We start from the raw sequence: 12,853 nt of genomic DNA, 5'->3' as shown, positions 1-12,853 counted from the left end.
CGCTTCTCTTATTAAAGACGTTCAAAAAACGGTGTGCGGGAGGAACCTTGACAGTTTCGTTCATATCAGGAGGCTCCAGGCACTCCCCGCGGAAAGCAAGTGACTGGAGCGAAAGGGAGCGGGTATGACTGCAGAGTGATCAATTTATGCTGAAACTGACAAAATACAAAGACACTTTCAGCTGCCAAGAATAATGTATAGGTACAGAATGACCCCCACAAACATTATCTTGCAATCATGCCAAATCGAGTGATACAATTTACTTTATGTGAGAATTCGGGAGTGAGCAATTATGAGCAAGCGTGATTACTATGAAGTGCTTGGAGTAAGTAAGAGCGCGTCTAAGGATGAAATGAAAAAAGCGTACCGCAAGCTGTCCAAAAAATATCATCCTGATATTAATAAAGAAGCAGACGCTTCAGATAAATTCAAAGAAATTACAGAAGCATACGAAGTCCTTTCTGACGACCAAAAACGGGCTCAATATGATCAATTCGGCCATGCTGATCCAAATCAGGGCTTTGGCGGTTCTGACTTTGGCGGGGGATTCGGCGGTTTTGACGATATCTTCAGCTCTATTTTCGGAGGCGGCAGAAGACGCGACCCTAACGCGCCGAGACAGGGTGCAGACCTGCAGTATACAATGACGATTGCTTTTGAAGAAGCTGTATTCGGCAAAGAAACAACGATTGAAATTCCTCGCGAAGAAACATGTGATACGTGTGACGGATCCGGAGCCAAGCCCGGAACAAAACCTGAAACCTGTTCACACTGCAGCGGTTCAGGCCAGCTGAACGTTGAACAGAACACGCCGTTTGGAAGAATTGTCAACCGCAGAGTATGTCATTACTGCAGCGGGACAGGCAAACAAATCAAGCACAAATGTTCAACATGCGGCGGAGCCGGAAAAGTGCAAAAGCGCAAGAAAATCTCGGTTAAGATTCCTGCCGGTGTTGATGACGGCCAGCAGCTGAGAGTATCCGGACAGGGTGAGCCAGGCGTAAACGGCGGTCCTTCAGGAGACCTGTATGTTGTCTTTAATGTAAGGCCTCATGAATTCTTTGAACGAAACGGTGATGACATCTACTGCGAAATGCCTCTGACATTTGCACAGGCTGCTCTTGGAGATGAAATTGAAGTTCCGACTCTGCACGGCAAAGTGAAGCTGAAAGTGCCTGCCGGTACACAAACCGGCACCAAATTCCGCATGAAGGGCAAAGGTGTCGCGAATGTGCGTGGCTATGGCCAGGGCGATCAGCACATTGTTATCCGGGTGCTTACACCTACTAATATTAATGAAAAACAAAAAGAACTGCTGCGCGAATTTGCTGAAATGAGCGGCGGCAGACCGGATGAGCATGAAGAAAGTTTTTTTGATAAAGTGAAACGTGCTTTCAAGGGTGAATAAACAGAAGTGGAGCTGGTAGAATGAAATGGTCTGAGTTAAGTATTCATACAACACAGGAAGCGGTTGAGCCGATTTCCAATATCCTGCATGAGGCGGGAGCTAGCGGAGTCGTAATTGAAGATCAGATGGATCTGTTAAAAGAGCGCGAAAGTGTGTATGGAGAAATCTACCACCTCAATTCTGATGATTATCCTGATGAAGGTGTTATTATTAAAGCATATCTTCCAGTAAACAGTTTTCTCGGGGAAACGGTGGAAGAAATTAAAGAAGCTGTGAACAATCTGCTTATTCATGACATTGATTTAGGGAAGAATGATATATCAATCAGTGAAGTGAATGAGGAAGAATGGGCTACAGCCTGGAAAAAGTACTACCACCCTGTGAAAATTTCAGAGCGGTTCACCATTGTTCCAACATGGGAAACCTATACTCCTGTCCATTCGGATGAACTCATTATCGAGCTTGATCCCGGAATGGCGTTCGGTACAGGAACGCATCCGACGACCGTTTTATGCATTCAGGCGCTTGAACGCTCTGTTAAAGAAAATGACACGGTTGTCGATGTAGGTACCGGTTCAGGCGTTCTAAGCATTGCATCAGCAATGCTTGGGGCAAAACATGTACAGGCAATGGATCTTGATCCGGTTGCAGTTGATGCGGCGCGGCTCAATACGAAGCTCAACAAAGTCCATCAGACAGTCACGGTTACACAGAACAACCTTCTGAACGGTGTCGAAGGACCGGTTGATGTAGTTGTTGCGAATATTTTGGCTGAAGTCATTCTGCGATTTGCAGATGACGCAAATCATATCCTGAAGCAGGGCGGATTATTCATTACTTCAGGCATTATTCTTAATAAAAAGGCAGAAGTCAGGAACGGTCTGATTGAAGCCGGGTTTGAGATTGAGGAAACAGTGGTCATGGAAGACTGGGTGGCCTTTATCGCCAGAAAAAAATAAGAGGTGCTCATCTGTGCAGCGTTATTTTATTGAGGAAAAAAAAGAAAACAGTCCATCCAGAATAACAATCACGGGAGACGATGTTCATCACATCTCCCGTGTTATGCGTATGAAGCCAGGCAATGAAATTGTATGCTGTACAGCAGACGGGTTTTCTGCGCTGTGTGAAATCGCAGAGCTCCACGAGGATGCGGTTGTATGTTCTGTTCGGGAATGGCAGGATGCGGACAATGAACTGCCTGTGAAGGTCACGATTGCGAGCGGGCTGCCTAAAGGGGATAAGCTCGAGTGGATTTTTCAAAAAGGCACTGAGCTTGGTGCTTCTTCGTTTATCCCTTTTAATGCTGCCCGTTCCGTTGTTAAACTTGATGCAAAAAAAGCAGGCAAGAAAGCGGACCGCTGGAGAAAAATCGTGAAAGAAGCTTCAGAGCAATCGTACAGAAATGTGATTCCCGATGTTTCTGAGCCTCAAAGTTTTAAAGAACTTTTAAGACTTTCAGAGTCTTATGATTATAAAATGGCCGCTTACGAGGAATCAGCCAAAACAGGCGAGATGTCGAACCTTGCGAAGGTGCTGCAGTCTTGCAGTCCGGGGCAGTCGGTTCTTGCTGTGTTCGGACCTGAAGGCGGCCTGACGAAAGAAGAAACAGAGCAGCTGGCAGCCGCAGGATTTAACCTTTGCGGACTTGGGCCAAGAATTTTAAGGACGGAAACGGCTCCTCTATACCTTTTGTCTGCTGTTTCCTATCATTTTGAATTATCGAGGTGAATCCCATGCCAACAGTAGCTTTTCATACACTTGGCTGTAAAGTAAATCATTACGAAACAGAAGCGATCTGGCAGCTGTTCAAAGAATCAGGCTATGAGCGGTCTGATTTTGAAAGCAAAGCAGACGTATATGTTATTAATACATGCACCGTTACAAATACGGGCGATAAAAAAAGCCGGCAGGTCATCCGCCGCGCCATCAGAAAAAATCCGGACGGCGTCATCTGTGTAACCGGCTGTTATGCACAAACTTCTCCTGCTGAAATTATGGCAATTCCGGGAGTCGATATTGTAGTTGGAACATCCGACCGCATTAAAATGCTTGATTATATCGAGCAGTTCAAAAAAGAAAGACAGCCAATCAACGGTGTCAGCAACATCATGAAGGCGCGCGTCTATGAAGAACTGGACGTTCCGGCCTTCACAGACCGCACGCGTGCTTCCCTTAAGATCCAGGAAGGCTGCAATAACTTCTGCACATTCTGCATTATTCCATGGGCACGCGGACTTATGCGTTCACGTGACCCGGAGGAAGTCATCAATCAGGCTCAGCAGCTTGTTGATGCAGGATACAAAGAAATTGTTCTGACCGGCATTCACACAGGCGGATACGGCGAAGATATGAAAGATTACAACTTCGCGATGCTTCTCCGTGATCTTGATGCACGGGTAAAAGGACTGAAACGCATCCGGATTTCATCTATTGAAGCAAGCCAAATTACAGACGAAGTGATTGAAGTATTGGATCAGTCGGACAAAATTGTCCGTCATTTGCACATTCCTATTCAATCCGCTTCAAACACAGTGCTGAAAAGAATGAGACGAAAGTACACAATGGAATTTTTCGCAGAGCGTCTGACGCGCCTGAAACAAGCGCTGCCGGGCCTTGCGGTTACATCTGACGTTATTGTTGGTTTCCCTGGGGAAACAGAAGAAGAATTCATGGAAACCTACAACTTTATTAAAGAGCACAAATTTTCCGAGCTTCACGTATTCCCGTACTCGAAACGTACCGGAACACCTGCTGCAAGAATGGAAGATCAGGTGGACGAAGAAATTAAAAACGAACGCGTTCATCAGCTTATTGCGCTGTCTGACCAGCTTGCAAAAGAATATGCTTCAGATTACGAAGGCGAGGTGCTTGAGGTCATTCCTGAGGAAGAGTACAAAGAATCTCCTGAGAGCGGCCTTTATGTAGGATATACTGACAATTATCTGAAAGTCGTATTCCCGGCTTCTGAAGAAATGGTTGGAAAAATAGTAAAAGTGAAAATTACAAAAGCAGGCTATCCGTACTCAGAAGGACAATTTGTCCGTGTCATGGACGAAGACACCACAGCTGAAGCGGTCCGCCAGATTTCATAGAGACTTTGTTAGAGGAAAATCCGGACTGGAGATAAACAGTTCGGATTTTTACTTTCTGGAATGCTTTTACAAAGTAAAGTTTTAATTAAGTTATTTAAGCACCAGACTAACATATATGGCGCTATTCCTCACTCCAGTGGAGCGAAAGGGAACGGGTTTTCATTCTAACTAAAAGAATTACCGAAAGCAGGTTTATAATTATTTTCCCGGTGTAAATTAAACTTGTACTCGTATTTCAATAAAAAAAATGATAAGATGTAAGAGGTCAGACGACTATAATAATGGAAAAGGGGTAGTACATATGTCAGTAAACATTGGCAGTATGATCGACCATACGGCTTTAAAGCCTGAAACATCTAAATCACAAATCGAAACATTATGCGCAGAAGCGAAAGAATATAAATTTGCATCTGTCTGTGTAAACCCGACTTGGGTTGAAACAGCAGCAGCCCTTCTAAAAGGCACAGAAGTAAAAGTTTGCACAGTAATCGGTTTTCCGCTGGGAGCATCTACTCCTGAAACGAAAGCATTTGAAACAGGCGATGCGATTGCAAAAGGTGCAACTGAAGTAGACATGGTCATCAACATCGGTGCCCTGAAAGACAAAAACGATGAGCTTGTTGAGCGAGACATCCGCGCAGTTGTCGATGCAGCTAAAGGAAAAGCGCTTACGAAGGTAATCATTGAATCATGCCTTCTGACTGACGAAGAAAAAGTCAGAGCATGTGAGCTTTCTGTGAAAGCAGGAGCTGACTTTGTTAAAACATCTACTGGCTTCTCAACTGGCGGAGCAACGGTAGAAGACATCGCTCTTATGCGCAAAACAGTAGGGCCTGATATCGGCGTAAAAGCTTCAGGCGGAGTCCGTGACCGTGCAGGCGCAATGGCAATGGTTGAAGCCGGCGCTACACGCATCGGTGCAAGTGCGGGAATTGCTATTGTAAATGGTGAAACTTCAACTTCAGATTATTAATTGCGGAAAAAAGCTGCCACCGGCAGCTTTTTTTAATGCTTTCTATTAAAAAACCTGGCGGAAGACTCCACAAATCTTCCGAAGGGTTCAGCAAAAGGAAGTACGGCAATCGAACTTACTACATTGAACACGAGACTGAAATGGGCCAGCTGCAAATCAGGCTCGGCTGCAAAATGCTCTGCAATCCCGCTGCACAAAGCGATGAAAGGGTAAAAGGCTGCGACCCCAAGTACATTGAGCCATACATGGGCATAGGCGGTCAGTTTGGCTTCATGCCCCGCTCCGGCAGATGCCATCAGACCGGTGATGCACGTGCCGATATTGGCTCCGAGAATGTAGGCTATGCCGGCGCTTAGAGTCAAAAGGTCGGCATTCATAAAGCTCATAATAATGCCTGCGGCTGCAGCACTTGAGTGAATGATGGCAGTCAGCACCGTGCCGCCGAGCACTCCTGCAAATGCATGGGTGTTCGAATACATCAGCAGCTCACTTACTGTCTCAAGATGCGACAGCGGTTCTGCAAGCTTGCCGAACCCCGACATGGATAAAAACAGCAGGCCAAGTCCTGATAAGATGCCGCTGATCCTTACAAGGGACTGCCTTTTCATCATCGCACCCGCTAAAAAGAAAAGAAATCCCCCGCCTATCATGGGTATAATCAGCGATCCAAGGTCAAGAGTGATGAGCTGAGTCGTAAAAGTGGATCCAATATTTGTCCCCAGTATGATGCCGATTGTTTGTCTGAAAGTAATGACACCCGCGGAAACCAGCCCGATCACAATGACCATAACCGCTGAGCTGCTCTGCAGAATGCCGGTAAAAACAATGCCTGCAAGAAACGCTTTGAACGGGTGATCGATACAGGCAAACACCCAGTTTCTCATAGTGCTCCCTGATAAGATGGAAAGACCGTTTTTAAGTATATGCATACCTGTCAGAAAGAAAAGTAAATATAACAAAAAGAACCCTGCAGCCGCCATGTGCTCACCTCTTCTTACCACTATATGGACAAGCGCGCAGAAACATGACAGAAACACCAGGGACAAACGATTGTTCTTTAGAAGTTTATTTATATAAGTTGACCTCTGAGGCACGTTATATTATAATGGCAAAGTACATGTTTTCTTTAAACATGTTTATTAAACAGATGATGTCGATTGGTTGTATTCGGAGGGAGGGAATAAGAATGTCAAAAACGGTCGTTCGTAAAAACGAGTCGCTTGAGGACGCTCTTCGTCGCTTCAAACGTACAGTATCAAAAAGCGGTACTATACAAGAAGCAAGAAAGCGCGAATTCTATGAAAAACCTAGCGTAAAACGTAAGAAAAAGTCTGAAGCTGCTAGAAAACGCAAATTCTAAAGAGGGTGGATTTATGAGTCTTCTTGAGCGTTTGAATCAAGATATGAAACAAGCGATGAAGAACAAAGAGAAGGACAAACTGGCTGTTATCCGTATGGTGAAAGCCTCATTACAGAATGAAGCCATCAAACTGGGTAAACAGGAGTTGTCTGCTGAAGAGGAACTGACTGTGTTTTCTCGCGAATTAAAGCAACGTAAAGACTCCCTCCAGGAATTCAGTAAAGCTGATCGCTTAGATTTAGTTGAAAAGACACAGGCTGAACTTGATATTTTAACTGTATACATGCCTAAGCAGCTGACAGAAGAAGAGCTTACGGTCATCGTTCAGGAAACGATTGCCGAAGTGAATGCTGTGTCAAAAGCGGACATGGGGAAAGTTATGGCCGCCATCATGCCTAAGGTTAAAGGTAAGGCTGACGGTGCGCTTGTCAATAAAACTGTAGCTGGACAGCTATCATAAAAACCGGAAAACACTCTGTTCATTTGAACAGAGTGTTTTTTATTGGGTCTTTCCGGAGAATTTTTATAAAAATTGAAACCTATACTTAAGTAGAAACGTATAACAGATAGACTGTAAATGGAAGGGGGCCAGCTGAACTTTGAGGAGTCATCATAACCGTCTTTTTCACATCTTTTTCGGCGTTGTTCTTTTCCTTTCGCTTTTCGGAAGTGCTTATATGCCCGCAGCTGACAATTCAGCAGATAAAGTTGCGGTTATCCCCATTGAAGAGACGGTTGAAAAAGGATTGTCGCAGTTTATCAAGAGGTCGTTTAAGGAAGCCGCTGCAGAAAATGCAGACCATATTATTTTAGACATCAATACTCCAGGGGGAGCGGTTGATGCCGCTCTTGAAATTGCGGATACAATCAGAGGATCGAAAATCCCTGTAACCGCTTTTATTGACCGCAGGGCGCTGTCTGCCGGAGCGTATATTGCCCTGAATGCAGATCAGATTTATATGGTTCCGGGTGCGAAAATGGGATCTGCCGCTATCATTGATCTGGAAGGCAATACAGCAGATAAAAAGGCAGAATCGCTCTGGCTAGCGGAAATGAAGGAATCAGCTGAGCAAAATAACCGTAATGCCAAATATGCCCTTGCCATGGCAGATCCTGATGTGGATGTGCCTGAATACGGAGCCGGAAAAGGTGATCTTCTAACACTGAATTCGGAACAGGCGCTTGAGGTCGGTTATTCCGAGGGAACAGCTGAAAATCTGGACAGTTTGCTCCAAAAGCTGAATCTTGCCTCGGCTGAAGTGATTGATATTGAAGTAAGCTTTGCTGAGAAGGTTGCGCGGTTTGTCACAAACCCGATTGTCATCCCTATTTTGCTCTCTATTGGAAGCCTCGGGCTGATTGTTGAGCTTTACAGTCCAGGTTTCGGACTGCCGGGGATTATGGGGCTGTCTTCTCTTTTCCTGTTCTTCTACGGTCACTATATTGCGGGGCTTGCAGGGCTTGAGACCATCATTCTTTTCGCTGCCGGAATCATTCTTGTGGCAGCTGAGTTTTTCGTCCCGGGAGGCATTATAGGATTTATTGGATTTGGAGCGATCCTGCTCAGTTTCTTCATCGCAACAGATGACATAGGGTATATGGCCTTTTCGCTTGGGATTGCGCTTTTAGTTGCCGTATCGGCAGCCATCATATTTGTAAAGGTGTTTGGAAAACGTATGAATATCTTTAAAAAAATCATTTTGCGTGATTCAACCAATACGGAAAGCGGATATGTTTCGAGCCGCAGCAGGCTCGAGCTGATCGGCAAAACGGGTGTGGCTTTAACTTCAATGAGGCCTTCGGGCACAGCTCTGATTGATGATGAGCGCATTGATGTGGTAACGGAAGGAACGTTTATTGCAAAAGATCAGAAAGTAAAGGTTATTAAAGTAGAGGGCTCACGGGTCGTCGTAAGAGAAATCATTTAATTGAAGGAGGAACAACATGGATCCATCATTGCTGCTTACGTTAGGCTTAATTGTTATTGGTGTCATTGTACTTGGTGTTTTATTTACCTTTGTGCCGATTACACTGTGGATTTCAGCACTTGCTGCAGGGGTAAGAATCAGTATTTTCACCCTGATTGGGATGAGGCTTCGCCGAGTAAGTCCGAACAGAATCATTAATCCGCTCATTAAAGCGCATAAGGCTGGACTTGGAGTAACCATCAATCAGCTTGAAAGCCATTATCTTGCCGGAGGGAACGTAGACCGGGTTGTTAATGCTTTGATTGCAGCTGAGCGCGCCAACATCGAACTGACATTTGAGCGCTGTGCAGCCATTGACCTGGCCGGACGCGATGTTCTTGAAGCCGTTCAGATGAGTGTTAATCCAAAAGTGATTGAAACGCCGTTTATTGCAGGGGTTGCCATGGACGGAATCGAAGTAAAAGCAAAAGCGCGCATCACAGTCCGCGCAAACATTGAAAGACTTGTCGGCGGTGCCGGCGAAGACACCATTATCGCAAGGGTAGGAGAAGGAATAGTAAGTACGATCGGTTCATCTGACAACCATAAAAAAGTTCTCGAAAACCCGGACATGATTTCTCAGACCGTATTAAACAAAGGACTTGATTCCGGGACTGCTTTTGAAATTCTGTCGATCGATATCGCGGATGTTGATATCGGCAAAAACATCGGGGCGATTCTGCAGACTGACCAGGCTGAAGCAGATAAGAAAATTGCCCAGGCAAAAGCAGAAGAACGCCGTGCGATGGCGGTCGCTCTTGAACAGGAAATGAATGCTAAAACGCAGGAAATGAGAGCGAAGGTTGTGGAGGCAGAAGCTACAGTCCCGCTTGCTATGGCAGAAGCACTTCGAAATGGAAAAATCGGCGTAATGGACTATATGAATTTTGAAAATATCCATGCCGATACAGGCATGAGAGATTCAATTGGAAAGCTTTCGAAAGATCAGCCTGATCATGAAGAGTAGGAATCAGCCCAAATCAGGAGGTGCTGATGGATGGAATGGATCGATTTTCTTTTAAACAACCCGCTTGTGATAGCAGGTCTTATCTTTGCCATTTCCTCCCTGTTCGGAAAAAAAGCGAGAGATAAAAAAGCAGAAGCGCAGCGTGATCGAAAAAGAAAACCTGCATCTGTACCAAATCAGTCTGCCGCCACGCATAAAGCGGAGGCTGAAAAACCGGGCAGGGAATCGTTTGAAGAAGCAAAGGAACGAATGAAAGAAACGGCTAAAACAATTGAAGCAAGATATAAGTCTGCTAAAAGCACCCTGCCGAATGCAGACGGCGGTGCGGCTTCAAGGAATGTGACGGAAATAAAGGAGCAGGCAGATCAGTTTATGCAGCAGACAGCTCAGAAGGCTCCTGCTGCTCCTAAGAAAACACCTGCAGCTGCAAGAGATGATATTGTCCGGGGAATTATCTGGAGCGAGATCATCGGACCGCCGCGATCTAAAAAGCCGCACAGGGCAGCAAGGCGGCAACTTTAAAAAAATGTGTTAGAACCCCCTTTAAACTCATACATATGAGATGAGAGGGGGTTCTTTTTTATGGCGAAAAAATGGCGGCAGAACGTTGCTAAATGGATCACGCGAACAATTGAAATACCCCAGGATGTCATGATGGATCTTCCCCGCATCACGATGATCGGCCAAATACATATTTATATAGAAAATCACAGAGGGCTGCTTACATTTACAGACAATGAACTGAGGCTTCTGTTAAAACAGGGGCAGCTTCAAATAAAGGGAGAAGCTTTTGTCATTAAAACGATTCTGCCTGAAGAGATTCTTCTGCAGGGGAAAATTGATCAGGTCAATTACTTGGAACAATCATAAAAAATCGGGGGATGACGATGAAAAATCAGTGGATGCATTTCTTTTACGGCGTGATAAAAGTAACAGCAGCGGGAAGAGGAACGGAACGGTTTGTGAATGACTGCATCAGACAGGGAATCCCTGTCTGGAATGTGAGAAAAGAAGAGAATGGACTCTCTTTTTTTATTCGCCTGAAAGATGTACATGCCTTGAGGCGGGCGGCAAGAAAAAGCGAGTGCAAATGTTCGCTGCAAAAGGTGTCGGGACTTCCGTTTCTAATCCAGAAATCATTGAAAAACAGTGGCTTTGTTATCGGATTCACCCTGTTCTTTGCTGTCATCCTGCTCCTCTCCAATATGATTTGGGGAATTGATGTGAAAGGCGCAAAGCCGAGCACGGAGCATAAAATCATGAAAGAGCTGGATGCAATGGGGGTGAAAACAGGAAGGCTACAGTTCATGATGCTTGATCCGGATTCCATCCAGAAAAAGCTGACAGACAACATCAGTGAATTGACATGGGTGGGTGTTGAACTCAGGGGAACGCATTTTCATTTTGAGGTGGTCGAAAAGAATGAACCTGAAAAAACAGCAGAAGCAGGACCTCAGCATATTGTAGCGAAAAAGAAAGCGGTCATTACAAAGATGTATGTTGAAAAAGGACAGCCTTCCGTGACCATTCATGATCATGTTGAAAAAGGGCAGCTGCTCGTATCCGGATTAATCGGCGGGGAAAAAAAGAAGCAGCTTGTTGCGGCTAAAGCGGAAATTCTGGGTGAAACCTGGTACAAATCTGAAATTACGGTCCCGTCAAAACAGACATTTCAGCTTTTTTCCGGCAGCGAAGTAAGAAAAACGTACCTTTCAGTTGGTTCGGCTGATCTCCAGATTTGGGGATTTAATCAGGAGCTGTTCGCAAAATATGAAGAGGAAAATGATATAAGGCCGCTAAGGTTTTTGAAATGGACTCTGCCGCTCGGATTCGGCCAAAAAATCTACCGTGAAAAAGAAGTTTTTGAAAAAAAATATACTGAGCAGGAAGCACGTGCTGCTGCGATAGATCAGGGCAAAAAAGAGATCCTTGGACAATTAGGAGAAGATGCAGAGGTAAAGGGTCAAAAAGTTTTGCACCAGACGAACGAGAATGGTAAAGTAAAACTAACAGTGCTCTACCAAGTTATAGAAAATATCGTAAAAACAACACCAATTGTTCAGGGAGACTAAATCATGCCAGAAGAACTCATTACGATAAATCTGCAAGTGGAAAATCCAAACGAAGCAGCCTCTCTTTTTGGAAACAATGATGTACACCTGAAAAGGATGGAAGATGAGCTTTCCGTGACAATCGTATCAAGAGGCGAAGCTGTCTATGTAAATGGAGAAGAAGAGAATGCAAATATAGCAGGTGATGTGCTTGCGTCGCTTCAGGTTCTCCTTAAAAGAGGAATAGCCATCAGCGAACGCGACGTCATCTATGGCATTGAAATGGCAAAAAAACAAAAGCTTGACGAATTTGAAGCCCTGTATGTTGAGGAAGTAAGCAAAAATGCGCAGGGAAAATCCATCAGAGTCAAAACTCTCGGTCAAAGACATTATGTGTCTTCTATCCGCAATAAGGATCTGATATTCGGCATCGGCCCTGCAGGAACAGGCAAAACGTATCTCGCCGTTGTAATGGCGGTCAGTGCGCTTAAGAATAATCAAGTAAAAAGGATCATTCTCACGCGGCCTGCTGTTGAAGCAGGAGAAAGTCTCGGCTTCCTGCCTGGAGACCTCAAAGAAAAAGTCGATCCATATTTGCGCCCGCTCTATGATGCGCTTCACGATGTTCTCGGAACGGAACATACGCAGCGGCTGATTGAGAGAGGCACCATCGAAATTGCGCCTCTTGCCTATATGAGAGGAAGAACGCTCGATGATGCGTTTGTTATTTTGGATGAAGCCCAGAATACAACACCTGCACAGATGAAAATGTTTTTAACAAGACTCGGATTTGGTTCGAAAATGGTCATTACCGGTGATATTACACAGGTTGACCTGCCGAGAGGCGTACAGTCGGGTCTTGCTGCAGCAAGGGATACACTCAGTTCTGTAAGCGGTATAGCGTTTAATGAACTGCAGCAGTCAGACGTCGTGCGCCATCCGCTTGTAGCGAAAATCATTGAAGCATATGACAAGACAAAGTGACCCGGGCGGCCCGTTTTCGGGTCACTTTTTTCAGGAATGCAAAGGGGAGCG

The 12,853-nt window shown here is 45.1% G+C and carries 14 protein-coding genes; 13 read left to right on the top strand and 1 reads right to left on the bottom strand.

What is annotated here, in order from left to right:
- Positions 1-292: 292 nt before the first annotated feature.
- From dnaJ to deoC, 5 genes are all read left to right on the top strand, one after another.
- Positions 293-1,408, top strand: a complete 1,116-nt coding sequence (dnaJ, locus tag ACTSEZ_RS19140) for a molecular chaperone DnaJ (protein WP_369735914.1) — start codon at positions 293-295, stop codon at positions 1,406-1,408.
- A 20-nt stretch (positions 1,409-1,428) separates the two neighbouring features.
- Positions 1,429-2,367 (top strand): 50S ribosomal protein L11 methyltransferase, encoded by a 939-nt coding sequence (gene prmA, locus ACTSEZ_RS19135; protein WP_369735913.1) that lies wholly within the window; start codon positions 1,429-1,431, stop codon positions 2,365-2,367.
- A 13-nt stretch (positions 2,368-2,380) separates the two neighbouring features.
- On the top strand, positions 2,381-3,136 hold the full coding sequence (locus ACTSEZ_RS19130; RefSeq protein WP_369735912.1) for a 16S rRNA (uracil(1498)-N(3))-methyltransferase: 756 nt from the start codon (positions 2,381-2,383) through the stop codon (positions 3,134-3,136).
- Positions 3,137-3,141: 5 nt separating this feature from the next.
- Positions 3,142-4,500 carry a tRNA (N(6)-L-threonylcarbamoyladenosine(37)-C(2))-methylthiotransferase MtaB gene (mtaB, locus tag ACTSEZ_RS19125; RefSeq protein ID WP_342823551.1) on the top strand — a complete coding sequence of 453 codons (1,359 nt, stop codon included), beginning with the start codon at positions 3,142-3,144 and terminating at the stop codon, positions 4,498-4,500.
- A 301-nt stretch (positions 4,501-4,801) separates the two neighbouring features.
- Positions 4,802-5,473, top strand: a complete 672-nt coding sequence (gene deoC / locus ACTSEZ_RS19120; RefSeq protein WP_035207215.1) for a deoxyribose-phosphate aldolase — start codon at positions 4,802-4,804, stop codon at positions 5,471-5,473.
- Between the two features lie 32 nt (positions 5,474-5,505).
- Here the strand turns inward: deoC and ACTSEZ_RS19115 are convergent, their stop codons facing one another.
- Positions 5,506-6,453 carry a Na/Pi symporter gene (locus tag ACTSEZ_RS19115; RefSeq protein WP_369735911.1) on the bottom strand — a complete coding sequence of 316 codons (948 nt, stop codon included), beginning with the start codon at positions 6,451-6,453 and terminating at the stop codon, positions 5,506-5,508.
- 206 nt (positions 6,454-6,659) lie between these two features.
- Between ACTSEZ_RS19115 and rpsU the strand changes: the two genes are divergently transcribed.
- The 8 genes from rpsU to ACTSEZ_RS19075 all read left to right on the top strand — a co-directional run bounded on the left by rpsU (position 6,660) and on the right by ACTSEZ_RS19075 (position 12,802).
- Positions 6,660-6,833 (top strand): 30S ribosomal protein S21, encoded by a 174-nt coding sequence (gene rpsU, locus ACTSEZ_RS19110; RefSeq protein ID WP_015595024.1) that lies wholly within the window; start codon positions 6,660-6,662, stop codon positions 6,831-6,833.
- 13 nt (positions 6,834-6,846) lie between these two features.
- Positions 6,847-7,293 carry a GatB/YqeY domain-containing protein gene (locus tag ACTSEZ_RS19105; RefSeq protein WP_369735910.1) on the top strand — a complete coding sequence of 149 codons (447 nt, stop codon included), beginning with the start codon at positions 6,847-6,849 and terminating at the stop codon, positions 7,291-7,293.
- 169 nt (positions 7,294-7,462) lie between these two features.
- Positions 7,463-8,761 (top strand): NfeD family protein, encoded by a 1,299-nt coding sequence (locus ACTSEZ_RS19100; RefSeq protein WP_442504693.1) that lies wholly within the window; start codon positions 7,463-7,465, stop codon positions 8,759-8,761.
- 16 nt (positions 8,762-8,777) lie between these two features.
- Positions 8,778-9,767, top strand: a complete 990-nt coding sequence (gene floA, locus ACTSEZ_RS19095; protein ID WP_369735909.1) for a flotillin-like protein FloA — start codon at positions 8,778-8,780, stop codon at positions 9,765-9,767.
- 30 nt (positions 9,768-9,797) lie between these two features.
- Positions 9,798-10,289 (top strand): YqfB family membrane protein, encoded by a 492-nt coding sequence (locus ACTSEZ_RS19090; RefSeq protein WP_369735908.1) that lies wholly within the window; start codon positions 9,798-9,800, stop codon positions 10,287-10,289.
- A 60-nt stretch (positions 10,290-10,349) separates the two neighbouring features.
- The gene (yqfC, locus tag ACTSEZ_RS19085; RefSeq protein ID WP_029279581.1) at positions 10,350-10,637 is read left to right on the top strand and encodes a sporulation protein YqfC; all 288 of its coding nucleotides are present in this window, start codon (positions 10,350-10,352) and stop codon (positions 10,635-10,637) included.
- Between the two features lie 17 nt (positions 10,638-10,654).
- The gene (gene yqfD, locus ACTSEZ_RS19080) at positions 10,655-11,839 is read left to right on the top strand and encodes a sporulation protein YqfD (RefSeq protein ID WP_369735907.1); all 1,185 of its coding nucleotides are present in this window, start codon (positions 10,655-10,657) and stop codon (positions 11,837-11,839) included.
- 3 nt (positions 11,840-11,842) lie between these two features.
- Positions 11,843-12,802: a PhoH family protein gene (locus ACTSEZ_RS19075; RefSeq protein ID WP_369735906.1), complete on the top strand. Its 960-nt coding sequence runs from the start codon at positions 11,843-11,845 to the stop codon at positions 12,800-12,802.
- Positions 12,803-12,853: the final 51 nt, after the last annotated feature.

This window comes from Metabacillus mesotrionivorans, from assembly GCF_052171315.1.
Taxonomy (GTDB): domain Bacteria; phylum Bacillota; class Bacilli; order Bacillales; family Bacillaceae; genus Bacillus_P.
The sequence above is the reverse complement of the archived record's forward strand: the minus strand, read 5'-3'. Positions and strand labels throughout refer to the sequence as shown.

What these genes read in the sequence shown, in the direction of transcription:
- ACTSEZ_RS19115 (WP_369735911.1), bottom strand. Translation starts at nt 6,453, where the DNA reads ATGGCGGCTGCAGGGTTCTTTTTGTTATATTTACTTTTCTTTCTGACA.
- yqfD (WP_369735907.1), top strand. Translation starts at nt 10,655, where the DNA reads ATGAAAAATCAGTGGATGCATTTCTTTTACGGCGTGATAAAAGTAACA.
- rpsU (WP_015595024.1), top strand. Translation starts at nt 6,660, where the DNA reads ATGTCAAAAACGGTCGTTCGTAAAAACGAGTCGCTTGAGGACGCTCTT.
- ACTSEZ_RS19105 (WP_369735910.1), top strand. Translation starts at nt 6,847, where the DNA reads ATGAGTCTTCTTGAGCGTTTGAATCAAGATATGAAACAAGCGATGAAG.
- deoC (WP_035207215.1), top strand. Translation starts at nt 4,802, where the DNA reads ATGTCAGTAAACATTGGCAGTATGATCGACCATACGGCTTTAAAGCCT.
- floA (WP_369735909.1), top strand. Translation starts at nt 8,778, where the DNA reads ATGGATCCATCATTGCTGCTTACGTTAGGCTTAATTGTTATTGGTGTC.
- dnaJ (WP_369735914.1), top strand. Translation starts at nt 293, where the DNA reads ATGAGCAAGCGTGATTACTATGAAGTGCTTGGAGTAAGTAAGAGCGCG.
- yqfC (WP_029279581.1), top strand. Translation starts at nt 10,350, where the DNA reads ATGGCGAAAAAATGGCGGCAGAACGTTGCTAAATGGATCACGCGAACA.
- prmA (WP_369735913.1), top strand. Translation starts at nt 1,429, where the DNA reads ATGAAATGGTCTGAGTTAAGTATTCATACAACACAGGAAGCGGTTGAG.
- ACTSEZ_RS19090 (WP_369735908.1), top strand. Translation starts at nt 9,798, where the DNA reads ATGGAATGGATCGATTTTCTTTTAAACAACCCGCTTGTGATAGCAGGT.
- ACTSEZ_RS19075 (WP_369735906.1), top strand. Translation starts at nt 11,843, where the DNA reads ATGCCAGAAGAACTCATTACGATAAATCTGCAAGTGGAAAATCCAAAC.
- mtaB (WP_342823551.1), top strand. Translation starts at nt 3,142, where the DNA reads ATGCCAACAGTAGCTTTTCATACACTTGGCTGTAAAGTAAATCATTAC.